The organism is Bacteroidia bacterium (genome assembly GCA_033391075.1).
Taxonomy (GTDB): domain Bacteria; phylum Bacteroidota; class Bacteroidia; order J057; family J057; genus JAWPMV01.
The window spans coordinates 6,296,043-6,319,143 of record JAWPMV010000001.1 but is presented as its reverse complement, the minus strand read 5'-3'; the positions used below and the strand labels follow the sequence as shown (position 1 = coordinate 6,319,143).

The 23,101-nt window shown below is 42.9% G+C and carries 20 protein-coding genes; 10 read left to right on the top strand and 10 right to left on the bottom strand.

The genetic code is table 11. The features are described 5' to 3' along the window. Positions 1-42: 42 nt before the first annotated feature. From R8P61_25295 to R8P61_25285, 3 genes are all read right to left on the bottom strand, one after another. The gene (locus tag R8P61_25295; GenBank protein MDW3650416.1) at positions 43-1,086 is read right to left on the bottom strand and encodes a hypothetical protein; all 1,044 of its coding nucleotides are present in this window, start codon (positions 1,084-1,086) and stop codon (positions 43-45) included. Positions 1,087-1,307: 221 nt separating this feature from the next. After that, positions 1,308-2,177 (bottom strand): arginine deiminase family protein, encoded by an 870-nt coding sequence (locus R8P61_25290; protein ID MDW3650415.1) that lies wholly within the window; start codon positions 2,175-2,177, stop codon positions 1,308-1,310. 21 nt (positions 2,178-2,198) lie between these two features. Continuing rightward, entirely contained in the window at positions 2,199-3,497 is a 1,299-nt protein-coding gene (locus R8P61_25285) for an amino acid permease (GenBank protein ID MDW3650414.1), read from the bottom strand. A 178-nt stretch (positions 3,498-3,675) separates the two neighbouring features. On the opposite strand from R8P61_25285, the gene R8P61_25280 reads away from it, so the two are divergent. Continuing rightward, a complete protein-coding gene (locus tag R8P61_25280) occupies positions 3,676-4,395 on the top strand; it encodes a hypothetical protein (protein MDW3650413.1) in 720 nt (239 codons plus the stop codon). Positions 4,396-4,439: 44 nt separating this feature from the next. Here R8P61_25280 and R8P61_25275 read toward each other — a convergent pair whose 3' ends face one another. From R8P61_25275 to R8P61_25255, 5 genes are all read right to left on the bottom strand, one after another. Beyond that, positions 4,440-6,926, bottom strand: coding sequence for a TonB-dependent receptor (locus R8P61_25275; protein MDW3650412.1), 2,487 nt, complete (start codon positions 6,924-6,926; stop codon positions 4,440-4,442). After that, a complete protein-coding gene (locus R8P61_25270) occupies positions 6,907-8,292 on the bottom strand; it encodes an HTTM domain-containing protein (GenBank protein MDW3650411.1) in 1,386 nt (461 codons plus the stop codon). Before R8P61_25270 ends, R8P61_25275 begins: the two co-directional genes overlap by 20 nt. 141 nt (positions 8,293-8,433) lie before the next feature. Beyond that, positions 8,434-9,555 (bottom strand): imelysin family protein, encoded by a 1,122-nt coding sequence (locus R8P61_25265; GenBank protein ID MDW3650410.1) that lies wholly within the window; start codon positions 9,553-9,555, stop codon positions 8,434-8,436. A 96-nt stretch (positions 9,556-9,651) separates the two neighbouring features. After that, complete coding sequence (locus tag R8P61_25260) at positions 9,652-10,878, bottom strand: DUF4856 domain-containing protein (protein ID MDW3650409.1); 1,227 nt, start codon at positions 10,876-10,878, stop codon at positions 9,652-9,654. A 201-nt stretch (positions 10,879-11,079) separates the two neighbouring features. Next, positions 11,080-12,141 (bottom strand): adenylate/guanylate cyclase domain-containing protein, encoded by a 1,062-nt coding sequence (locus R8P61_25255; GenBank protein MDW3650408.1) that lies wholly within the window; start codon positions 12,139-12,141, stop codon positions 11,080-11,082. A gap of 378 nt (positions 12,142-12,519) precedes the next feature. On the opposite strand from R8P61_25255, the gene msrA reads away from it, so the two are divergent. The 9 genes from msrA to R8P61_25210 all read left to right on the top strand — a co-directional run bounded on the left by msrA (position 12,520) and on the right by R8P61_25210 (position 21,600). Next, complete coding sequence (gene msrA, locus R8P61_25250) at positions 12,520-13,056, top strand: peptide-methionine (S)-S-oxide reductase MsrA (GenBank protein ID MDW3650407.1); 537 nt, start codon at positions 12,520-12,522, stop codon at positions 13,054-13,056. 55 nt (positions 13,057-13,111) lie between these two features. Further along, on the top strand, positions 13,112-14,182 hold the full coding sequence (locus R8P61_25245) for an iron ABC transporter permease (GenBank protein ID MDW3650406.1): 1,071 nt from the start codon (positions 13,112-13,114) through the stop codon (positions 14,180-14,182). Next, positions 14,179-15,171, top strand: a complete 993-nt coding sequence (locus R8P61_25240) for an ABC transporter ATP-binding protein (GenBank protein ID MDW3650405.1) — start codon at positions 14,179-14,181, stop codon at positions 15,169-15,171. The genes R8P61_25245 and R8P61_25240 overlap by 4 nt, the downstream gene beginning before the upstream one ends. A 472-nt stretch (positions 15,172-15,643) precedes the next feature. Next, entirely contained in the window at positions 15,644-16,399 is a 756-nt protein-coding gene (locus tag R8P61_25235) for a YHYH protein (GenBank protein MDW3650404.1), read from the top strand. Further along, positions 16,341-16,964 (top strand): hypothetical protein, encoded by a 624-nt coding sequence (locus R8P61_25230; GenBank protein ID MDW3650403.1) that lies wholly within the window; start codon positions 16,341-16,343, stop codon positions 16,962-16,964. The genes R8P61_25235 and R8P61_25230 overlap by 59 nt, the downstream gene beginning before the upstream one ends. A 93-nt stretch (positions 16,965-17,057) precedes the next feature. After that, positions 17,058-17,660, top strand: coding sequence for an SCO family protein (locus tag R8P61_25225; GenBank protein ID MDW3650402.1), 603 nt, complete (start codon positions 17,058-17,060; stop codon positions 17,658-17,660). 159 nt (positions 17,661-17,819) lie between these two features. Further along, positions 17,820-18,332 carry a DUF4920 domain-containing protein gene (locus R8P61_25220; GenBank protein ID MDW3650401.1) on the top strand — a complete coding sequence of 171 codons (513 nt, stop codon included), beginning with the start codon at positions 17,820-17,822 and terminating at the stop codon, positions 18,330-18,332. Between the two features lie 179 nt (positions 18,333-18,511). Further along, a complete protein-coding gene (locus tag R8P61_25215; protein ID MDW3650400.1) occupies positions 18,512-20,059 on the top strand; it encodes an aldehyde dehydrogenase family protein in 1,548 nt (515 codons plus the stop codon). Positions 20,060-20,184: 125 nt separating this feature from the next. Then, positions 20,185-21,600, top strand: coding sequence for an MATE family efflux transporter (locus tag R8P61_25210; GenBank protein ID MDW3650399.1), 1,416 nt, complete (start codon positions 20,185-20,187; stop codon positions 21,598-21,600). A gap of 207 nt (positions 21,601-21,807) precedes the next feature. On the opposite strand, the gene R8P61_25205 is transcribed toward R8P61_25210, so the two are convergent. Together R8P61_25205 and R8P61_25200 are read right to left on the bottom strand one after the other, a co-directional pair. Continuing rightward, positions 21,808-22,473 (bottom strand): hypothetical protein, encoded by a 666-nt coding sequence (locus tag R8P61_25205; protein ID MDW3650398.1) that lies wholly within the window; start codon positions 22,471-22,473, stop codon positions 21,808-21,810. Between the two features lie 69 nt (positions 22,474-22,542). Then, complete coding sequence (locus tag R8P61_25200) at positions 22,543-23,076, bottom strand: DinB family protein (GenBank protein MDW3650397.1); 534 nt, start codon at positions 23,074-23,076, stop codon at positions 22,543-22,545. Positions 23,077-23,101 lie beyond the last annotated feature (25 nt).

Here is a 23,101-nt window from a genome sequence, read left to right as displayed (position 1 = left end):
AAAAACTATTCCAAATGATTCGATAAATGTCTTGATTTAGCCTTATATCCCCAACTCCCTCAAAATCCGCTCTGGCTTAAATCCCTTTGCAATAGATGGCAAATACTGCATATAGGCTTCTTGTTGTAGCTTGGTCGCATAGACTTCATGGAAAAAATATCGACCATCCTTGATCACATAATTGAGGATGAAAAAACGATACACTTCCTTGAGCTGGCGAATGTCTGCTTCAGTCAAAGGATAAACCTCATGATAACTTTTGAGGAAAAGCAGAAAACGATCTTCATTAAAAGTGCCAATATTATAGCTAAAGACCGTTCGATCTCCCACATCCGAACAGATACGGCTTAGGAAATAAAAATCCATGATTCGATAACTCATTCGGAACCAGTCATAATCCCAACGGGAAGATAGTCGGTTCTCTTTGTCGATCGAGAAATTGCCAATGTTCCAGTCTACGAAGACCGGAATTTTCTCCGCATCATTTAAGGGCCACTTTGCCATTTCCTCATGGAAAGCAGCAATATGGGATTTGATGGTGTCGATATTTCCTCTGTGCTCATATTTTCCTACATCCGTTTTTATGATCTCCAATAAATGATCTAAATCTGTTTTTAGGGTTTTTGAAGAAGGAGGCAGTGTGTTTTTTACCTGTCGGCAAGCATGGTGAAAGAGGGCAAACTGCCTGCCCAAACTTTGGATATGGGATTTCTCCAAACGCTTTGGCAGCATCTCTTCGATTTTGATCGGTCGATAAAATACAACCCAGGCATCCACTTCCCGATCCTGATGTCTGTAAAAGAAGAGTTCATTGGCTTTGATCAGAGAACGAGCGAGAAAATTTTCGAAGGGAGCCGGGAGGTTATTGGCCAGAACATTGATGATGCTGTGATCCTCAACAAAATGCTCATAGCGACCAAAATAAGACAGTTTGGCGATCACAAAACTTTTGAACTCCAAATCTACCTTGTACACATGATTGGTGGAAACCATGGCACTTATATCTGCAACGGCCTTTATAGGTCTGGAGGAATCATAAGCCTTCCAGGCATCCGTTACAATTGATAGAAAATCGATCTTCTGCATTTCTCAAGGGGACTTAGGCCTAAAAGCTAATATAAGGGGAGTTTTGCTTAATTGAAGGTTAAAATTGCTGAAAAAATGTGCAAGGGAGATGGAAGGAGAACTTTGGGTATGGAATCCTGTCTTGCTTACCTCTTTTTGTTCCGATTCTTTAGCCCGAAATGAAAGGAAGGATCAGCAACTTTTCTAAAAAGATGCATAAAGAATCTATAGTAAAAAGAATTTTATGATCTTTTAGAAGGCCTGGTTAAACAAGTAGGGCCTCCCCCACCTTTCACACTGATCTCCTGCCCTTCGTATTCCCAAACCTCACAGCCAGCTGCCTCAAGGCGGGATTTAGTAATGGGATTACCTTTCACCATCAGACAAAGACTCGGAGCGATAGCCAGGACATTGCAGCCCATCGATTCAAATTCTTCTTCAGGCACTTCAATCAATTGATACTTTCGTCTAAGCAATTCCTCCCTGAATCTAACAGGCATCAAAGGAGAATATACGACCGCTTTATCGGCATCTACCGGGCTAAATATTGACATCAAATGAAAAACATCTCCAGCTCCTTTATAATGGGGGAGATCTACTTGCATAACTTCAATCCCAAAAGGATTCAGGAGGGCTTTCAATTGGTCGAAACCGGCATCATTGCTGCGATAGCCATGTGCAAGCGCGAGGGTCTTTGTATCCAGCCAGGCCACATCTCCTCCTTCTATGCATCCGGGCGCTTCAATCCGTCCCAGAATCGGAATTCCCTGAGCTGTATAGTCTTTTTCACAAGCTGCCGGTTCTGGAAGTCGCTGACCTTTTCCCATATGACAAAGGATAACCCCATGATCTGTTACGATCGAAGCATCCCGACAATAAATAGAATCAATAGAAACGCTATCATTGGAACTGAAATATTTGATTTCTGTCCCGCCTTTTTTCAATAAGGCTTCAAAGGCATGATATTCTTCTTTGGCTTTCACAAAATCGGGTCGGGAAAGATAATTGAGATCTTCCCATTGCTGATCAAGCTGGGCTTGATTTTCGAAAGCATCAGAAACGGATTTGATAAAGACTTGCTCCAGTTTGGCAAATTCTGAATGGATAGACATATATGATAGGAGATGGGATGATTAATCTTTGGCTTCTTCTTTTTGCTTCAACTTGATAAAGATATAAATCGGAATTCCCGCCATCAAGAGGACAAAGCCCCAAAATACAACTTCCTCTCCCGATCCGATCACGGCCCATAAAGAAAATATAAAAGCCAATAGCCCTAATAACCAGGACCAGGGACGGGATTTTTCATAAGAGATGAGAATATGGGTTGCGGAAGAAAAGAGATAAGGAATCAATACCGTAAGGGTGCCAAGCAGAATCATGAACTCAAAGGCTTTGACAAAGCCTTTCGAAAAATTGAGCATCATAATCACAGAAATAAAGATACTCGATACCGTGATACCGATGACAGGACTTCCTTTGCTATTGGTTTTGGCGAAAGCCTGGTGAAACATCTTATCTCGGGCTGCGGCCAGCGGAATTTGGCCTTGTATAAGAATCCATCCATTTAAGGCCCCAAAAGTCGAAATGATAGCAGCAATGGCCACAATAAAGCGAGCAGAATCTCCCCACATCAAAGCAGCTGCATCTGCAAAAGGTGCTTCAGAATTTTGTAATTCAGTGGGAGAAAGAACTCCCATTAGCACCATAGAGCTCAAGATATAAACCGCAATGGCGATATAGGTTCCCCATTGTGTCGCAGCAGGAATGGTTTTTTTCGGATCTTTGATGTTGTCAGCTGGAATACTGGCACATTCGATTCCCAGAAATGCAAAGAGCGTCAAGGTAGCTGTTTCAGTGATTGCTTGAAGGGCTGATTTACCGCTTAGATTAAAGGGAGTGAAATGACTCCAATCCATATAGAAAAGTCCGACAATCGCTATAAGCATCAAGGGAGCTACTTTCAGAATGGTAGTAACCAATTGAAGCTTGCCCGCTGCTTTCACCCCCTGCATATTCAGAAAACTCAGTCCCCATATTACTGTCAAACCTAATGCGATTGACAAGAAAGGTGATTCCCCCAATACAGGAAGAAAAACGGTCAGATAACTGAGCATGGCTACCGCTATGGCTGCATTGGTTACGCAAACCGAAATCCAATAGCCCCAGGCAACCAGAAAGCCGGCAAAATCACCCATGCCTTCACGTGCATATACATAGGGCCCTCCGGTTTTGGGATAAACTCTGGATAATTTGGAAAATACTTTCGCCAGCAATAAGGCACCTAAAGAAGAAAGGATCCAGCCCCAAAGACTTATCCCTCCATAAAAGGCCAGAGACGCCGGCAGGAGGAAAATCCCCGATCCAATCATGTTTCCTAATACCAGGGATGTAGTTTCCCAAAATCCTATTTTTCCTTTCTCCATGTTCATAAAATAGAGAATAATTAGGGCTTTTTTCTTCCCCCGAACAAATTGGGTGTAATTTCATGAAGGCCTATTTGCGGATTCTCAATTATAAAGGATAGAATAATCTCTCTGAATTAGAGTTAGGGTTCAGGAAGGAATTACACTTCGGAGGTATCAGGCTACTAATCCTAAACATTAACCCATGAAATATTTTCTCTCTCTCGCTATCCTGTTTTTTACACAAATAGGGATCGCCCAGGAATCGGGCACTTCGGTCAATCACATTCTGAAGTTTGAATTTGAAATTGCAGATACCCTGCTCAATAAACTGGATAGCAGAGTTTATGATAAGCAAGGCAAAAAGATGCAAGTCGCAAACAATCGTTTATACCTCAAACATCAATTGGATACCCTTGCAAGAAATGCTTTTGATCAGGAATTGGAGCAGAAAAATTATCCGATAAGCTCCAATGAAGTATTGCGAGACTTTATCAAGTTTGGAATGGATAATAGTCCTTTGGCCCTGAACCTGAAGAGCGCGATTAAAAACCTGGGGAAAAAAGGCTATAAAGGAGATACCTATTTTGCGGTCAGCCTAAAGATTGCTCCTGGGGGAATTCAACTTATGGCTAAAGGGATCAAGCCTCAAGTTGAAATCAATCTGAGGCAATTTGATGCTTCAGGTAAAGTTGTAAAGCGTATCATAGAAAAGCAGAAAGCTTCTGAAGCTATGCTCGCCTATGTTACAAGAGATAATCCTCATTTGTCAGGAATGGTATTGGAATCGAAAAAAGGATTGACTGCAAAGAAAGGGGAAGTACTTTTTGACAAAAGTCGGAGAGAATTTATAGATATCCTGATCGAGGAACTTCGCCCTTTATTGGAAGCTGGCGTAAGTAAGGCTGTATCAAAATTGGAATAAGAGTATATCCAAAGCTTCTTGAAAATCCTTTTCCGAATTTCCTATTACTTCTTCTCCAACTTCACCTGGAGTGCAATATACCAGGTGCGTGGAGCAGAAGGAATAATGCCCGGTCCCGGATAACCCGTTGCTCTCCTGGTGAAATACCATTGATTCAGCAAATTATTAGCACCGGCTTCAATCTGAAACATCCTGAATTTGTAAGAAAGACTTAGGTCAAGGATACTATATGCGGGAATAGCGCCTTGAATGCCGCTTTGATTGTCTTGTACGTTCTGTGGAGCATTGGAGGCATCCGTAAACTGCTCAGACAGATATGAGTATTGAAGGGTGCCGAGAAGGTTTTTGTAGCCAAATTTGAGGCCTGACTTAAAGTTGAGGAAAGGGATGAATTCGACTTCATTACCTTCGACTCCGGGGATTTCAGATTGAAAGTAGTTGGAGTGTGTGAGGGAGGTATTGAAGAAAATGCCGAGGCGATAGTTCTCCTGGTATTTGAAAAAGGTCTTGCGGATGTTCCAGTCAATCAGGCTCTCCAGGCCAAATAAAAAGGCGGAGCCGATATTTCCCCTGAATCTAATCACCCTTCCTGTTTCTCTTAATTGACCATTAGCATCGAGGCGAGTTTCGGCACGCAAAACTTCTCCCAAACGATCATTATACAGGAGCCCAAATCCTCCTATATCGTAGGAAAGAAAATTCTTTAACCTACCTCTGATTCCAAAGTCTGCAGTAAATCCTTTTTCATCCGAAATATTGGGATCGATCTGAAAAGAAGGATTCACAATTCGGATATCACTGAAAGTAACCGAACGATAATTCTGGGAGAAATTTGCATAAGCTTCGAAAGCGGAATTGGGTTTGTAACTGGCTCCAATTCCCAACAATATGAAAGTTCGATTGAGCACGCGATTGTCCTCGAAAGTCGTATCCTGAATGGGATTTCCAGCCAGATCGAAATTGATCTTTTTGAAAGTTCCTTCACTTTCGGTTTTGATGTTCTCGAAGCGGAACCCCGGAGTCAGGGTGAAGTTGTCTGAAAGGTAAAATATGTTTTCTCCGAAGAGGGCTATGTTTCGGTTGGGGAAACGGAAATCGGACTGATTGGGATAGGAACTGAAATCATTGGAGTAGAGTTGAAAGTCAGCATTTGCTGCAGCGCTTCCAGGCCCCTGCATCGCAAGATTGTCTGAAGTATAGTACTTTTGACCTAGAAGGAAAATACCCTTCCTTTTCCCCAGATCATATCTCTTGAGGAAGCGCGTTTCAAGCCCCCAGTTATTAAAATCGCCGATTATGAGGTCGCGCGGAGCCTCCGGATCATCAGTCTGAGAAACTCTATTGGTGCGGAAGCCTACAGCTTTTCTTGAAGCATCCAGTCCAAACCAGTTGACACTCAATTCTGCTTTCTCCGAGAATTCATGGATCAGTCGAAGAGAAAGTAGGCGCCAATCAATGCTAAACCAGTTGCGCTCCCGATTGCTGAAAGTCGGATCATTGTAGAATTGAGCATCGGTCAATCCCCCCGGCTGCTGAGCGAGATAACTGAGGTAGGTAAACTCTGCATCAAGCAGGGTTTTATCGCTCAATTGATAATGAAGATCGGTATAGAAATTTTTGGATTCGAAGTCAGAATTTGGCCGAAAGCCATCTCCTCTTTTATAATTGAAATAGGTGTAATAGCTAAATTTCCCGAGAGTACCGGATACGCTATTAAAAGAGGTGAAGAGATTATTGGAACCGGTACTTTGGCGAGAGACCCATTCGATCTTTTTATCCTCCACTGGCTGCTTGAATTTGAAATTGATAAGTCCGCCAAACTGGGTGCCATATTGCAAAGAAGCAGCTCCACGGATTACCTGGATTTCACTCAGGGCTTCTGCAGGTGGTGTGTAATAACTTTCCGGATAACCCAGCACATCTGCACTGATGTCATAGCCATTCTGACGGGTATTGAAATTGGCCGAACGATTGGGATCGAGTCCGCGACCTCCGATATTCAATTGAAGCCCTGCATCATTATTCTCATAGATATTCAAACCGGCTACCTGGCTATAGATTTGGCGAGGATTGTTGCCCGAGATATTGGCAGTGAGCTGCTCCAATAAAACCACCTCGGTTTTCTTTCCTGCATAGATGGCCGTTCCTTCCACTTCCTTGAGTCGCTTCAGGGCAAAGAGTTCTTCCCTTCTTTGTGCGATGACTACTTCAGACATCTGATAGGTGATTTCCCTCAGATTGATTTCCAAAAACACAGCCTGATCTTTCAGCACAACTTGCTCTTTCCTTAGCTCATAACTGGGCGAAAAGAAAAGTACCTCATAGCTTCCTGCTGCCAAGTCTTCAAAAGAGAATTTTCCCTCTTGATTGGTCTTCGTTCTTTTATCCAGCTTACTTAAGTATACCTCCACCTCAGTGAGCGGATTTTGGCTCAAACTATCCCGTACAAGCCCGCTAAGGCTCATCTGCGCCATCAGGCTGCCATAGCCCAGGAATAATATCAGTATAAAGCTATAAGCCTTTAATCTCATCTGTAAAGTTTAAAATCCAGTCTTTGTGTCGAAAGGAATCTTTTATTTGGGTCAAGTCTACTAATGGATCGATATAAGGTTGACTCCTGCGTCCATTGAGTGCGACATAGCTTTCGACATATATCTCAGGATCTTTGATTCCCTGATCCTGATAGTGTTTTTCGAGGTAATGTGCGTATTCTAATATGAAATCCGCTTGTGTTGCCATTTGCTTTTCCTGAAAGCTTGTGAGGAACTGAGAATTGTCCACATAAAAGCGTTTTCCACTTTCCGGATCTACTACTTTGAAGTTTGCATATCCGGCTTTTTCCATCAACATCACCCGCCAGGAAAAACGATATCCTTCTTCTGTCCAGAATAATTCCCCTGGATACAGTAGATATCGAAAAGGAAATAAAAGCTGAATTGTAAAGAAGCTCAAAAGGAGGGCAAAGCTAAGTTTTTTGTATAGAGGATGTGCTATCTGATAGGTTTTCTTATTGTTAAACTTCCCAAGGATCGTAGCGCTTTTTTGCTGGCTGAAAAGATTCAAGCCTTTCTGCAAAATCCTTATATGAAGCTTTGCATCAAAAAATATCATGGCACTGGAGATCATGATAAAGGGGAACATTCCTATGGGAAAAAGCACCCTCGTCAATACATGAAAAATGACCACCAATACAAAAGCGAATATGCGAGTCGGTTTATACAGGAGGAGGAAAGGAATGAAGAGGTCATAAATCGCCCCCGCCCAACTAAAGGCATAATGCGTCCAGCTTTGCTGAAAGAGATCGCCGAGTATGGGTAAACTATATTTGGCTGGTAACCAAATGCTCAAAGGCATAGCCGAAAAGAGCCAATCAGAATTGAGCTTAGCCAAACCTGCATAGAAGTAAACAATGGCCAAGAGCAGTTTGATGCTATCAATGCTCCATCGAGGCACATACTCAAAGCGCAGACTTTCCTTTCGCCAGGCATCTACTGAGAAATAAGCATGAGCGGGTAAAAAAATCATCAGAAAACTCAGGATGCTGATGAAGTAGTAGTGGTTGAGATATGTGGTCTTATCCATGAGCTCGATGTAGGTAAAGCTCAGGAAGAAAGTGAGGATCGAAACACGGTATTTATAGCCCAGAGCAACTCCTATGGCAGAAATTGCACAAATCAAAAAGAGCAAATAGGTCAAGTCTCCTAAAGGTTTTGCCCATTCAAATCCATAATAAGAGAAAGAAAAGCCTGGCTTAATGTATAGTTTCTCGATCCAGCCATTTGCCCAAAAACGGATGATACTTCCCAACATCAAAATTCCAAAAAACATACGGAAGACTGCCAAAGGAGCAGCTTCCGTATGATTGGAAAAAATGGATGTCAGAGGATTATTTTTCATGTGGGGAGAGAGGTTCTGTCATTTCGAAGTTAGCTTGAGAGGAGGCTTGTAGTGCTGAGAAATCTTGCATACAAGATTCCTCGGCACGCAGTCCCATTCGCTGCCAATCCTCGGAATGACACCTGAGGTTTTTTATGTCCATCAATCCCCATCAGCATCAACATAATCAACATTGATATTGAGGGCCTGAAGCATATCCACTTTTAGCAGAACAACATTCAATTGGAGCTGATCGTAAGCGGAGAGCATGGCAATGTTATCGGTTTCGACTTGTGCAACAAAATCATCGCTTAAATCTTGTATTCTGTCTCTGCTTATATTGAATTGGGTATTGATTAGCAGACTTAAATCCTCACTCCCTTTCATGGTATTGAGAAAATCCAGATAGCTCTTCAAACTTTCCCCTTCAACAGATGTCTGATTGATATACTTTCCGTTAAAAAAATTCTGAACAGCAGTTAAAGCAATTTGTAATAATTCTTTGCTCAGGTTTTTATTATAAAAAGCCTCAACATGAGTACTCAAAGGATTTCCAGAAAATACCCCTGCTGGAATTCCCACCTTCCCGGCTCTCAAATGTTTTTCATAGTAGAAAACAAAATCATTAACCAAGAGATCTACTGAAGCAGTGGATGAATTACCGTCATTGTTGATGAAACTTTCCCTATAACCTTCATTTGTCCAATCCTCCAGGACTTGCTGAGTGAGCATATCCATGCGATTTACGAGATCCAGGATATACTGCTTGTAATTGGCAGCCTGAGCATTATTGGTGTAAAAATCCAAAATGCCTATATCGGTATCCGCCAATCCATAAAGCAGGTAGTCTAAAGCTGGAAACCCTTGCCTATCGTTTTGTGAAGGAAGCGCCAGATTATATCCTCCCAGCGCGATGTTTTCTTCTATCTCCACAACATTGGTGGGATATATGTTCATATTGTCGCGATAGCGCAGTTCATCCGCTTTCCCAATATTGAACATGGAAACTCTTTGCCAAAGCTTGTAGGCTTCTTCCCAGGCGGATTGGAGGGTATAGAAGCTCCTGAGATTCGCATCATTGGTGAATAATTCGACTGCATTTTTCAGTTCAGCAGTTTTTTCTGCAAATGCCGTATAGCCCGGTATGATGATATTATCCGCCCAATTTGTGAGCATAGCTTTTCTATCGAAAGCAGTGCTATCCGGGGGATTGGGACCTGTAGGGCCTTCTCCTTCGCAGGCCAGCAGGATAAAGAGTAGTAATACGGAAAAAAGCTTTTTCATCTAGAGGTTTCTTGTCATTTTTAAGCCTGAAATAGACTGATCAGTTCAACGAACCAATCAGCCTATCATTAATCAGAACAGATTCTATATTTCATATCAGTTAGCAGCTTGAGCTACTGTAAAATCAAATTTATCCGCAATCGTTTCAGAAAGCTGGTCGAGGGTTGACGGACTAAGGTCCCAAAGTCCATTTGCTCCATCTCCAAATAAATCGGCCAGGATACTATCCACTTCAGATTTTGTTAGATAAGGACTATTGGAATTGGGCTCTCGGGTAAATTGAAGGCTGTAGATAAATCCATACCCTTCAGAAAGATCATGGAAAGCGGTCCCAAAGTTTGATTGCTCAATGGCTGTCTTTCCCTGCTGCAGATAGTAAACCGCACGAACTCCTATTATGGTAGATACTTTCTCCTGGATAATGGCTGCTTGTTCATCTCTGATTTCATATTCCCCGGCAACCAATGCAGCTCTTCCTTTCTTAAAAGCATTGTAGATATCAGCAGCTATTCCAGCAAAGTCTGAATCTCCTTCTACTCTACCAATATATTTATTGAGGAAAGCATCGTCATTTCCGATTGTCGCATTGGGATCTGCAAGATCTGCAGAAGTACCATAAAGGTAGCCGTAGGCTTCATCCCATTTATGCTCCATTGTCGTATAGCTTTTTCCTTCTTCCACTACTCCATTATCATTATTTGCAATATTATCAGCTACATCCAATACAGCAGGACTCAGATAATTGTTGAGCATTTGATCGACCATAAGTGCACCGATCAGGGATTTATTTACAGCCTGGTTGTATTCTAATCCTTGTGCGCTGACAAAGCGTGCATCTGAACCATCGGCAATTTGTCCGGCTTGACCAGCAGTAGCCAGGGTGTTTTCTGCAGGGAAGACTTCACTTGCCTGACTATTGATCCAGCTTTCGAAGTCGGCTTTAATCAGAGCTGCTGTTGCTGTATTGGCAGAAAAATAGTCAGCAGAAGCAGCTACTTTGGATTTTATACTTTTGGTAGAAGCATTGAGGTCAGCATTTGCAAAAGGATTGGCATCTCCACCGGACTCGGTTTCATTTCTATACATTTCCAACATACCAGCGGCAGTTGAATTGTTGAAATCCTTGAGGGCATTGATCAATTCTGTGGCCATCTGAATACGAGTCGTTTGACCGTCAAAGGAAACAGTAGATTGCCCATCCCTACTGAAAGTATAGGTAGCAGGCTCGTTGATGTTCGGCTCAAGAGGCTCCTCCTCACAGCCAATCATCCCGAGAGAAATGATGAAAATAAATAGCGTGTAAAATATGGGTTTGATGTTCATGCTACGAACTTCTTTATTTAGACTAATTATAAATAAGTAACGCAACAAAGGTATGCGGGTGCCTGCTGTCCTACAATACCTAAATCTTGTGAAAATTCTGTGAGTCACATATACCTGACTACCTAAAATTAGGTACCTAATATTGGGGAACTCACTAAGCATTCCCTTTCTCTCCTCATGAAAGGGGGGGAGGGCATGAGTTTAAGAAACCGAATAAATAGCTGTCTCTTCATGCTTTCCCTTCAATTGGAGTTTGCTTTGAAAAGCATATTGCAGCTTTTCCTTTTCCAGGAGTTTATCCAGCAATTCCTGAGAAATGAGTAGCTGTTGATCAAAGGTATTGCACATGGACTGAATACGTGCGGTTGTATTGATCACATCTCCGTGATAGGCGAGTTCTTTTTTAACAATTCCAACTTCTGTAATTACGATAGTCCCTGCATGGGCACCAGCTTTAAATTTTGGGGCATGACCGTAGGTTGAGATATAATAGTCCCTCTTTTCTTCCAGGCGTTCCCTGAAAGCCTCAAAGCATTCTATACATCTATGTTTCTCCAGGCCTTTTTGAGGATGCCAGGTCAGTACAGCTTCATCCCCTACATATTGGTATACTCTCGCATCATATTTTGGGAAAATATCATTGAGGTCATAAAAACAGTCCTGTATGAATTTGCTGTAGCGGATGTTACCCAACTCTTCGGCTATGGTAGTAGAGGATTTCAAATCGATAAACATAAAGATACGTTCCTCTTCGCGAGGTTTATGGTATTTCCCTCTCAGCATATTCCATATGATACCCGGCCCAAATTTTTGATCCACTTGGCGAATGAAACTAATCAATCCTGCAGTCAGGAGGAAGAAGAGCAGTACTACCCAATACATTTTACTCCAAAGAAACTCGACGATCCCCATTTCATTTAATGAGATTGTTCCATGATAAAAAGTGAGGGTATAGTAGGCGATCAACATCATGAACTTGACGGCAAAGAAAGACAGCACAAACTTGCCAATCATATGAGTTCTAAAACTCCATCGTTTCAGTTTTTGTGATTCAAACAGCAATTCGATCCCTGTATAAAAGAAAGCTGCCATAAAACCCAGGAGGAAGTTGGTCCACAGAGGAATAAATTCTTCAAAATTTACAGTAGTAAAGTTTTCCGGTATCCCAAAAAAGCGAAAGAAATTGAAGATAAAGCCGGCGAGTGTCCAGACTACATAATTTCTTAGAAAAAAGACGAGGACTTTGGATGGCGTGTTATACATAAGGATTTGGCTATGTTGTAATTTCCACATTATCGCTTTGCGAGACAATTAAATTTAACCCACCGCCTCAGGCCCACACTCCCTTGACCTGTGGAACAATGGAGTGTGCACGGAGCCAATAAACGACTGGTGTCATCTCGAGGCTGGCTTGCGAAAGGGCTTCTGCGTGCCGAGGGATCTTGTATTTAAAACAAGTCAAATAATACATGATCTCTCAGCCCGCAATCCATCGCAGGGGCAAACTTCGAGATGACCTGTGGTCAGGCTAGGGGGACGTTTCCTTCTTGAGGGAAACGGGGCTTGCAGCGGAAGGGTAAATTGCCATCTCGCCGACAAACATTTTTTCTAAAAGCCAGTATATTTGTAAAAAAAATCACTATGAGTAATCTAGCAACGGCCACTTTAGGTGCCGGATGTTTTTGGTGTATTGAAGCTGTTTTCCAAAATCTTAAAGGAGTAGAGTCAGTTGTTTCCGGTTACATGGGAGGCAAGGTCAAGAATCCTACCTATAAGGAGGTTTGTAGTGGCCTGACCGGACATGCGGAAGTTGCCCAGATCAAATACGATCCTGAGCAGCTGACTTTCAAAGAATTGTTGGAAGTATTCTGGAAAACACATGATCCCACAACCCTTAACCGTCAGGGAAATGATGTTGGAACGCAATATCGCTCAGCAGTTTTCTACCATAATGATGAGCAGAAGGAGTTAGCGGAGCATTATAAGAAAGAACTGGATGCCTCCGGCTATTATCCAGATCCTATTGTAACGGAGATCTCTCCTGCCGTAGAATTCTACGTAGCAGAAGATTATCATCAGAATTATTTCAATGATAATAGTTCGCAGCCTTATTGCAACTTTGTTGTTCGCCCCAAGGTGGAGAAGTTCAAACAGGTATTTGCGGATAAGTTGAAATAAATAATCTCTTATAATTTGGGCCTATAGGTGCATCTTTTGTTCCTTTGCTGTCCAAATGAGTAAAACAGATGCTAATACCTGGCCGGGATTGGGTCCAAAATGGGGCCTGATCCTGGCTTTATTTCTTTTACTCTTTGTCTTTTTCATCCTTGATCTCCTACTAGGCTCTGTCCCAATATCCTTCGGAGATGTTTGGGCCTCTTTATGGGGAGCTGAATCTGCCCCCAAGGTCGAGCGCAACATTATCCAGAAAATCAGATTACCCAAAGCCTTGACCGCCATTTTGGTAGGCGCGGGTCTGTCTGTAGGAGGATTACAGATGCAAACACTCTTTCGAAATCCCCTGGCGGGACCTTCGGTATTAGGAATTAGTTCCGGGGCGAGTTTGGGCGTAGCCTTGCTGATGTTTGTGTTGGGGGGAAGTGGAGCCATCTGGGGATTCGCAAACCTGGAGATCAGTGGGAGCAGCTTATTAGTATTGGCAGCAAGTCTGGGAGCTGCTTTAATCTTTTTCCTCATCTTACTCCTCTCATATCGGATAAGAGATAATGTAGTTCTACTCATTCTGGGGATCATGATGGGTTTCATTACCAGTTCACTGGTCAGCATCTGGCAATATTTTTCTGATCCAGGCCTGATTCAGGATTATCTGATCTGGACCTTTGGGAGTTTAGGGGGAGTGAGAAATGAACAACTGATGCTTCTGAGTATTTGTGTGGGAATAGGTATCCTCATTGCCTTTCTACTGTCCAAGGCCCTGAATATGTTACTACTTGGTGAAAACTATGCGAGGGGACTAGGTTTGCATATTCAACAAACCCGCATCTGGATCATTCTGAGTACAAGTTTGCTTACAGGTTCGATAGTAGGTTTTTGTGGCCCGATTGGATTTGTGGGAATTGCGGTTCCTCACCTGACCCGCTCTTTATTCAATACTTCTGATCACCGCATATTGATTCCGACCTCTTGCCTCATTGGAGCCATCATCATGCTTGGCTGCGACCTCATTGCCCAATTACCGGGTTATAGTATTGCTTTGCCCATCAATGCCGTAACGGCCCTGATTGGAGCCCCGGTGGTTATCGCTGTTATTTTAAAACGAAGAAACCTCCAACGATCATTTTGAAGCATCCCCTCCACATAGAAAACCTGAGTATCGGCTATGGAAGTAAGTTCATAGCCAAAGAACTCAATTTGCATGTGGAAAAAGGAGAACTGCTCTGTCTTATCGGTCCAAATGGAGCTGGAAAATCGACCTTGCTCAAAAGCATAGCTTCCCTACAGAAAAAATTGGGAGGAAGTGTGCTTCTGAATGGGGAAGAGGTGGAGAAAATGTCTACAAGGGAATTGGCTCGAAAAATCAGCCTGGTCCTGACAGAGCGGGTAGATAGCAACCTCAATGTGTATAGTTTGGTAAGTATGGGGCGTTATCCCTATACAGGCTGGACAGGAAAAATGAAGGAAGAAGATAAGGCCTTTATCCAAAGAGCTATTGTGCAAACCGGATTGACAGAATTGGCTGATCGACCTTTATACCAATTGAGTGATGGAGAAAGACAGAAAGCAATGATCGCGAAAGCTTTGGCTCAGGATACGCCTTTGATTTTACTGGACGAACCTACTGCTCATCTCGATATTCCCAATCGGATGGAGCTACTTTCTCTCCTTCGAAGATTGACCCGGGAGGAAGGCAAAACCATTCTGCTTTCGATCCATGATTTGGAAGCGGCCCTGCAGATTGCGGATCGGATATGGCTGATGGATGGCAAAGCTAAGATTGAAGCAGGAATTCCAGAAGATCTTATTTTGCAGGGGAAAGTTCAGAAGATTTTTGCCACTAAAGACCTTGAATTTGACATGGAAGTAGGGAGCTTTCGCTTACTTCAATCTACTCGTTCCAAAGTTTTTATAGAGGGTGAAGGGGTAGGAAAAATCTGGACAACTCGGGCTTTTTTACGCCTGGGCTATGAGCTGACAGAAAATGCGGATGATGCCCTCTTCAAAATTTCCCTTGAGTCGAAAAACCAGCAATACCTGTGGAGATTAATTCGGCACCAAAATGAGCAGGAATTTACTTCCCTTCCTGCCTTGTTAGGATATCTCGAAAAATCCTGAATTCGCATTTTGCGTGATTTTGATATTTAACGCAATTCATCCGGCGAAATATTCCATTCATCCGCTAATTCCCGCGCAACCAACGATTTAGCTTCCAAAATCATCTCCTCTTTCCGTACTTGGATATACTCTTTTAATCCAAACATCAAACACCATAGCCCCTTTGTAATCCTATGTATTATCACCTTTCACGATGGAAAGCTTCCTTGCCTTTCAAAAATCTCGCCTACCCCATCTTTCGCATCTATTTGATCACATGTATGCTCTATTGTAAAATCGCTTGCAAAACAGATAGTTGGGTATTTATGGTAGGTTAGGCTTTCCTAATCTAAGTAGAATCGTCCTTTACGCTCGTATTGGACGATTTTGTGTTTTTGGACTTTTCTGTAATAAATTTTCATGAAGAGAGAAGGATTTCTTGACAGCCGGAGTCAAAACTCCCGAACAAGACATTCTAATTTTTTTTATAATCATGAAGATTTATTCCAGCATTCTCACGCTTTTTCTACTTTTTTCGATCCCTGCCTTTGTGGCTTGTGAAGAGAGCGAAGAACCAGAAGATCCTACTCAAGGAAGCGGAACCCTACACAGTGCATTTGCAGACTTCGACGAGGACAATACCACAATTTATCTGGACGGTTCGGATGTGGTTGTAGAAACAAATGGGCTTCCCAATCATACTACTCCATATTGGGGACAAGGACATTCGCTGTATGTAGATCCGACGGTTGCTACGAATATGACGCCTACTGTCATTACCGACCGGGCAGACCTTTCCGGAACTTTGAGAGTTACCTCCAGTCCTGAATTGGCAAGTTCCCCAACATCTACAAGTCTTGGAGCCATTGGTATAGCAGTAAGTGGTGCCTATATCTACAATGACCAGGAAGGAGGAGGAGCCTTGAGTAGCGCTATCGTAAGTCTGGACTATAGTGGAGGACATATCGGTCCCGATCTTTATCACTATCATTTGGAGCCAGCAGCATTTTCTCAGGATGATGAGAACCTGGTGGGAATTCTGGCAGATGGATTTTTTATCTACGGAAGAAAATGCAATTCTACAGGCAGCTATCCTACTGATCTGGATGCATCTGGTGGACATGTAGCAACTACCCAGCACAGTGATGGAGAAGAATATCACTACCATATAGAAAACGAATTATACATCAATGAGTATTACATCATTTTCCCCGGCGACTATCAGGGGACTCCTAGTCGTATTAACTGAAAGCATCCTGGCCCTCTTTCTGCTCTCGGGCTTTTCTTTAGGCGCTTATTTGGAGGCGAAAGAACTCCCAGACCGGGAGGTAGAGAAGGCAGAGTTGGTCCTCCACCCGAAGGAAGGTAAGTGGTACCTGGGCAATGAGCCTTATAGTGGATATGCAGTCGCTCGCTTTGCGGATGGTTCACTTGAATCCCGATTGGGGTATTGGGAAGGGAAAAAGGAAGGACATGCACGAAAATGGTATAACAATGGGCAGCAGAGATACAAAGCTTTCTATATATCCAATCGACTCGACGGGCTGGCATATGCATGGACTTCAGAGGGAGTAATGGTGAAAGCGGCGCACTATGTGAATGGATATACGCATGGAGTCCAAAAACTCTGGTACGACGATGGACAGCCATTCAAAGTGATGAATTACAATATGGGGCAGGAAGAAGGCTTGCAATCTGCCTGGAGGAAGAATGGAGCTCTGTTTATCAATTATGAGGCAAAAAATGGTCGCTTTTTCGGCATGAAAAGAGCCAATGCCTGTTACGAACTTAAAGAAGAAATTATTCAATTCTGATCAGCGATTCTTATGATGAATTCCCAACCAAAACTTTTCCTCTTTTTTCTGTCCTGTTTCTCTAGCCTATTCAGTCTATGCATATATAGCTGTATGGAAGAAGCAAAGGCAGAAAGCAGAACTACTTTTCTTCCTTATTATGATGAGGCCACTTTTACTCCGAAATGGCTATATCCTGGAACGGAAGCCGTTCAGGATCTTCATCAAATTCCTCCCTTCAGTCTGATAAATCAGGAAGGAGAAGTATTCACGGATGCAGAGCTGGAGGCAAAGATCTATGTCGCGGATTTTTTTTTCACCACCTGTCCGGGTATTTGCCCCAAAATGACAGCAAATATGTCTGTCTTACAGGAAGCATTCATGGATGATCCTGAGATTGTACTGCTATCCCATTCCGTGACTCCTGAACTGGACTCTGTGGAGGTATTGCAAAGATATGCTGAGGAAAAAGGAGTGATTAGCGGAAAGTGGCAATTGCTTACTGGTGATAGAGAGCTCATCTATGATCTGGGCCGCAATCAATATTTCGTGGAAGAGGATTTGGGTTTGGAAAAAACTGCCGATGACTTTCTCCATACAGAAAACTTTGTCCTGGTAGACAAGAATCGCCACATCAGAGGCATTTATAATGGACTGAATAAAACAGCCGTTCGCCAACTTATCACAGATATAAAAACCTTGAAAGAAGAATTTTAAGACCGTGGATTTTTAGATTGAATTATTCAAGATTTTGTGTGTGTTATTGTGTTTTAGTGTTGTAGTTCGGGTTTTATAGGCCTTTCAACTATAACACTTTAACACACTAGCACAATAACACGCAAAATTCCCTACCTTTGCGCTAAAAATAAGCGCTATATGAAATTCAGATTCATCTTACTAATGAGCCTTAGCTTGCTTTGGGCTTGCCAGGCCGAAACACAAAAAGAAGAAAGCCAGGAAAAGACATCAGCAACTTCTATGAACATGTCTTACCATGGAGAAAAGATCGATGCTGAAAATGCTGTCTCCGTTGCTCAGCTTCCAGAACTTATGGGGGATGAGAAAATGAAGGAAGGCATTAAGTTGGAAGGCGACCTGAGTGCGGTATGCAAAAACAAAGGCTGCTGGATGAAAACAGTGATGGATGGGGATCAAAGCCTCCACATTACTTTCAAAGACTATGGTTTCTTTGTCCCAACCGATGCTGCAGGTAAGAAAGCCATCTTCGAAGGCAAAGCGTACTATGACACTACAGATGTAGCGACGCTCCGTCATTATGCAGTAGATGGGGGTATGTCAGAAGAAGAAGCTGAAAAAACCATCACTGAGCCCAAGTACAGCCTGGCTTTCGAAGCTACAGGTGTAATCATTCAGGACGAAGGAAAATAATTCCTACTTCCTGCCAATTAAAAAAATACATCCCGGAATCTGCTTTGCAGGTCTCCGGGATTGCTTGCAATAGATTTCAATTGATAAAAGAGGCTAATCTCGCCCCGAGGAAGTCTTTTAGGTCAAGTTTACAAGCTATTATTATCCTAACCTATATATAAATACCTCTATCAATTCACATGAATAAAGATTATTCAGCTATTCTGGCTGCTCTTGGATTGGAAACTGAAAATCCATCCATTCATACAGGTACCCAATCCCAAAGCGCATCAAGTGGAGATTTACATTCCATTCATTCTGCGGCTGATGGAGCCCTATTGGGAAAAGTTCGTTATGCTACAGAATCGGATTATGAAGATGTAGTAAAAGTTGCTGAAGAAGCTTTTCTGACCTGGAGAGAGATTCCTGCTCCCAAGCGAGGAGAAATCGTAAGACAGATCGGAGACGCCCTTCGCAAGCATAAAGAAAACCTTGGCAAACTGGTCAGCCTGGAGATGGGTAAAATTTACCAGGAAGGACTTGGAGAGGTTCAGGAAATGATTGATATCTGCGATTTTGCGGTAGGCTTGAGTCGACAGTTGTACGGTCTTTCCATGCATTCTGAGCGTAAGCATCACCGTATGTACGAGCAATGGCATCCCCTGGGAATTGTAGGCATTATCTCTGCCTTTAATTTTCCGGTTGCTGTATGGGCCTGGAATTCCATGATTGCTGCTGTTTGTGGAAACGTTAGCATCTGGAAGCCGAGTGAAAAAACGCCTTTGACCGGAGTCGCGTGTATGAATATCGTAGCGGAGGTTATGAAGGAGAATGGATTGCCGGAAGGCATCTTTAACCTCGTTATCGGAGATCGCGAGATTGGGAAAGCAATGGCCGAAGATAAACGTTTGCCCTTGATTTCAGCTACCGGTTCTACGCGCATGGGGAAAGCAGTTGGAGAAACAGTCGGAAAACGTCTGGGAAAAAGCATCCTCGAATTGGGAGGAAATAATGCCATTATTATTTCCCGCCACGCCAACCTCAAACTGGCCATTCCAGCTATCGTTTTTGGAGCCGTTGGTACCTGTGGACAGAGATGTACATCTACGCGTCGCCTGATTATCGACGAAGCCATCTACGATGAATTTAAAGAGACCCTGACCAAAGCATACGATTCACTGGAAGCCAAAATCGGACATCCTCTGGATGCTAATACCCTTATCGGTCCCCTGATCGATCAGGATGCCGTAGCAGGCATGCAGGCGTCTATAGAAGCCATTAAAGCAGAAGGTGGAAATCATATCTATGGAGGAGAAGTACTCTCAGGAGAAGGCTTTGAAACCGGAACCTATGTGAAACCTGCTTTGGTAGAGGCGAAAAATGAATACAAGACTGTTCAGAAAGAAACTTTCGCCCCCATCCTTTACCTCATGAAATACAGTAGCCTGGAAGAGGCCGTTGAAATCAACAATGCGGTTCCACAGGGACTTTCTTCTGCCATTTTTACAGAGAGTATGAAGGAAAGCGAGAGATTCCTCAGCATGATGGGATCTGATTGCGGAATTGCCAATGTAAATATTGGAACTTCCGGAGCTGAGATTGGAGGAGCATTTGGAGGGGAAAAGGAAACCGGAGGCGGGCGTGAGTCTGGTTCTGACTCCTGGAAAGCCTATATGCGCCGTCAAACCAACACCATCAACTGGTCTGAAGAACTGCCTTTGGCACAGGGAATCAAATTTGATATTTAGCAGAGAATTATCCTCTGTTGGAAGAATAGTGAAGCTCAGGGTTTGGAAAGCAACCCTGAGCTTCCAACTTAAGGAGCTTATTTACGTAAATCAGAATTTCCACGGGTACACCACCAAGCCATAAGATGAGTAATAGAAATCAGTTCGCTACAGAGGGGTTGGGAAAACTACTGCAACAACAGGCCATTCCTGCCTCAATTGGCATCCTGATCATGTCTATTTATGGGATTGTAGATACCTTCTTTGTTGGAAGGTGGGTTGGAGCTAATGGGATTGGAGCCATTACAGTTGTATTGCCGATTACCTATCTGATTGCGAGTATTGGCATGTCAATAGGAGTAGGTGGTGCCTCTATCATTTCCCGTGCACTGGGAGATAAAAATCCGGAAAAAGCACATAAGACTTTTGCGAATCAGGTAATTCTTACCCTGGTTCTGGCCATTCTTATCGTTTCCCTTTGTTATGTCTTTATTGATTATGTCCTCTTCGCATTTGGAGGAAAGGGAGAGATAAAACAATATGCCCGGGATTATTTTGAAGTGATCCTGTTTGGGATTCCTTTCCTTGCCTGGGCCATGATGAGTAATAATGTCATTCGGGCCGAAGGCTTTCCGAAAGTGGCCATGTTCATCCTTATTGTCCCGGCTGTTGCCAATATTATCCTGGATCCCATTTTGATTGTGGGCTTTGATATGGGGATTAAAGGAGCCGCATGGGCGACTACGCTCTCCTATATAGCGAGTGCTTCCTATGCTGCCTGGTTCTTTCTCTTTGGTAAATCTGACCTAAAGTTAAAAGTGAAGGACCTGGTTTTAAACTGGCCGATTATCAGAGAAATCGCTTCCATTGGGTCAGTAACACTGGCCCGTCAGGGAACCATCAGTGTACTGGCTATGGTTCTGAATAATTCTCTTTTCTTTTATGGAGGGGAAATGGGACTTTCGATTTATGGCATCATAAACCGTCTGATGCTCTTCATAAACTTCCCGGTATTGGGTATCACACAAGGCTTTGTACCCATTGTAGGTTTCAACTATGGAGCCAAATTATGGGATCGAGTGGCAGGTATCACCAATCTTTCGATGAAAACAGCGAGTATGATCGCCTTCGGGATTTTCATCATGATCATGATCCTCGCCCCTAAAATTGCAGCTATTTTTACAGAGGACGCAGAGCTAATTGCTCGTACAGCTCCAGCTATGCGTTTGACCTTTTTGGCTACTCCACTTTTAGCTATTAGCCTCTTGGGGAGTGCCTATTTTCAGGCGATAGGGAAAGCGCTTCCTGCCTTATTGCTCGCCCTGACTAAACAAGGGTTTTTTCTCATTCCTTTAGTGCTCATTTTACCCCTCTTTTTTGGGTTAAATGGGATTTGGTATTCCTTTCCGATTGCTGATATCGGAGCGGCCGCTATCTCTTATTATTACATTCAGCGGAATATGAAAAAATTGAAGCTGGAGATAGCTGCAGAAGAAGTTGCACCTGAAAAGGAAGCTTTAGCCCCGGAAATGCTTATCCCCAAAGCTGAAAACGCGAAATAAAGCTTTATTTTTTTATTAAGTTTTCTTGTTAAAATATAGGCGGATGGCTTTATATATCTTTCCATCTTTTTTAGAAATAGATGGAGGCAAAAATCGTAGAGCCCAGAACCTGGTCTACAAGCCGCCCCTTTTTCCGATGAGTTCTGCAGGGCCATCAAACCCGGGTATATTTCCATCCAAAATTACCTAGACTAACACAGCTCTGGATTACTTAAATAAGGTAGTATAGGTGTAAGTGATATACATCCCCAATAGAACAAATACAATCAATCCCAGATAAAAGATCGCCATTCCCTTTTTGCGGGAAGCTTCATCATAGGCATAGATTTGTGTTCCATTAGGCAGGGTCTTTTTGAATTGAAAATTATAGCCGATCATCATTCCTATAAATCCTCCGACTAAGGAGAACATAAATCCGATCAGTAACCATTGAAAGCTTGCCGTGGCCTGTTTCCCGAGTTCCTGAAGTCGGTCTTCTTCAAATTGTCTAATCTTCTTTTCCTCTACTTCCTGTCCCCGATCTTTCAGAATTTTTTTCGCCAGGACAAAATCCAGTTTGCTCCATTCATCCGCTTTCTCTAAAACCTCCCATAGTTCTTCATCGGAAAATGAGTATAAATAATGATCCTCATCTATTCCCTGGATCAATTCCTCACTATCTTCTTCCCATATCTTTTGTGCCTTTCGAAAATACTGCTCGGGAACCCTCAGAAGAAATTCCTTGATATAAGGACTTCCTGTAAAGGTTACATCCAGCGCAACAGATGCATCCTCCAATACGAAAGGGATGCCTCTTCGGTCCAATAATTCTGAGATGGGGCGCGCCAATTCCGGATCACGGTATTTGGCGAGGGTGCGGAGTTCGGAATTCATAGAAGAATATAGGAAAATCCTCGGAAAGCCTTTGTCATGAACTAAACACTTGGACAGGCTAACGCTCAATCAGATAGATTTGATATAGAAATTATTTTCATAGGCTTCCAAAACTGCCTGGTAGTCAGGCAGGATCTGGCAAAGATGGTGTTCCAGATGGGCGACATAATCGACCATAAAGTAGGCAAGTGAAGTTACTTCTCCCGCGGGAATCCTTTTAAAGGCAATTTGGTGAAGGTTATGCTCACTTACTGGTCGCCAGGAAAGCTCCCTGGGAGTGTAGATCATCAAATGGGAAAGTTGCAGGTTGTATTGCACCCACATTTCCACCAGTTCATTCCAGCTCCTTTTTTGGTAGTGCTGTATGATCACCCACTTCTCCTGTTTATAGCCTTCAAAGATCATATCCCGTTTAAACTGGGCTCTCACAAATCTCTGATGATTATTGGAGGCAGAATCTATGAGATGACCGATGATCTCTTTAGGGGACCATTTATCAGCTGCGGGCTTTTGAAAAGCTTCAGTATCAGTAAAAGCTAAGAGCTGGGGTTTAACGCTCAGTGTGATTTCTCTAAGGAGGCGGCCTGGATCTTTTCTATTCATGACTTATAAAAATGCCTAAAGCCCC

Excerpts from the sequence above, each read along its gene's own strand:
- R8P61_25205 (MDW3650398.1), bottom strand. The coding sequence starts at position 22,473 with ATGAATTCCGAACTCCGCACCCTCGCCAAATACCGTGATCCGGAATTG.
- R8P61_25200 (MDW3650397.1), bottom strand. The coding sequence starts at position 23,076 with ATGAATAGAAAAGATCCAGGCCGCCTCCTTAGAGAAATCACACTGAGC.
- R8P61_25230 (MDW3650403.1), top strand. The coding sequence starts at position 16,341 with ATGAGTATTACATCATTTTCCCCGGCGACTATCAGGGGACTCCTAGTC.
- R8P61_25255 (MDW3650408.1), bottom strand. The coding sequence starts at position 12,141 with ATGTATAACACGCCATCCAAAGTCCTCGTCTTTTTTCTAAGAAATTAT.
- R8P61_25275 (MDW3650412.1), bottom strand. The coding sequence starts at position 6,926 with ATGAGATTAAAGGCTTATAGCTTTATACTGATATTATTCCTGGGCTAT.
- R8P61_25215 (MDW3650400.1), top strand. The coding sequence starts at position 18,512 with ATGAATAAAGATTATTCAGCTATTCTGGCTGCTCTTGGATTGGAAACT.
- R8P61_25235 (MDW3650404.1), top strand. The coding sequence starts at position 15,644 with ATGAAGATTTATTCCAGCATTCTCACGCTTTTTCTACTTTTTTCGATC.
- R8P61_25285 (MDW3650414.1), bottom strand. The coding sequence starts at position 3,497 with ATGAACATGGAGAAAGGAAAAATAGGATTTTGGGAAACTACATCCCTG.
- R8P61_25280 (MDW3650413.1), top strand. The coding sequence starts at position 3,676 with ATGAAATATTTTCTCTCTCTCGCTATCCTGTTTTTTACACAAATAGGG.
- R8P61_25245 (MDW3650406.1), top strand. The coding sequence starts at position 13,112 with ATGAGTAAAACAGATGCTAATACCTGGCCGGGATTGGGTCCAAAATGG.
- R8P61_25210 (MDW3650399.1), top strand. The coding sequence starts at position 20,185 with ATGAGTAATAGAAATCAGTTCGCTACAGAGGGGTTGGGAAAACTACTG.
- R8P61_25295 (MDW3650416.1), bottom strand. The coding sequence starts at position 1,086 with ATGCAGAAGATCGATTTTCTATCAATTGTAACGGATGCCTGGAAGGCT.
- msrA (MDW3650407.1), top strand. The coding sequence starts at position 12,520 with ATGAGTAATCTAGCAACGGCCACTTTAGGTGCCGGATGTTTTTGGTGT.
- R8P61_25290 (MDW3650415.1), bottom strand. The coding sequence starts at position 2,177 with ATGTCTATCCATTCAGAATTTGCCAAACTGGAGCAAGTCTTTATCAAA.
- R8P61_25220 (MDW3650401.1), top strand. The coding sequence starts at position 17,820 with ATGAAATTCAGATTCATCTTACTAATGAGCCTTAGCTTGCTTTGGGCT.
- R8P61_25270 (MDW3650411.1), bottom strand. The coding sequence starts at position 8,292 with ATGAAAAATAATCCTCTGACATCCATTTTTTCCAATCATACGGAAGCT.
- R8P61_25260 (MDW3650409.1), bottom strand. The coding sequence starts at position 10,878 with ATGAACATCAAACCCATATTTTACACGCTATTTATTTTCATCATTTCT.
- R8P61_25225 (MDW3650402.1), top strand. The coding sequence starts at position 17,058 with ATGGAAGAAGCAAAGGCAGAAAGCAGAACTACTTTTCTTCCTTATTAT.
- R8P61_25265 (MDW3650410.1), bottom strand. The coding sequence starts at position 9,555 with ATGAAAAAGCTTTTTTCCGTATTACTACTCTTTATCCTGCTGGCCTGC.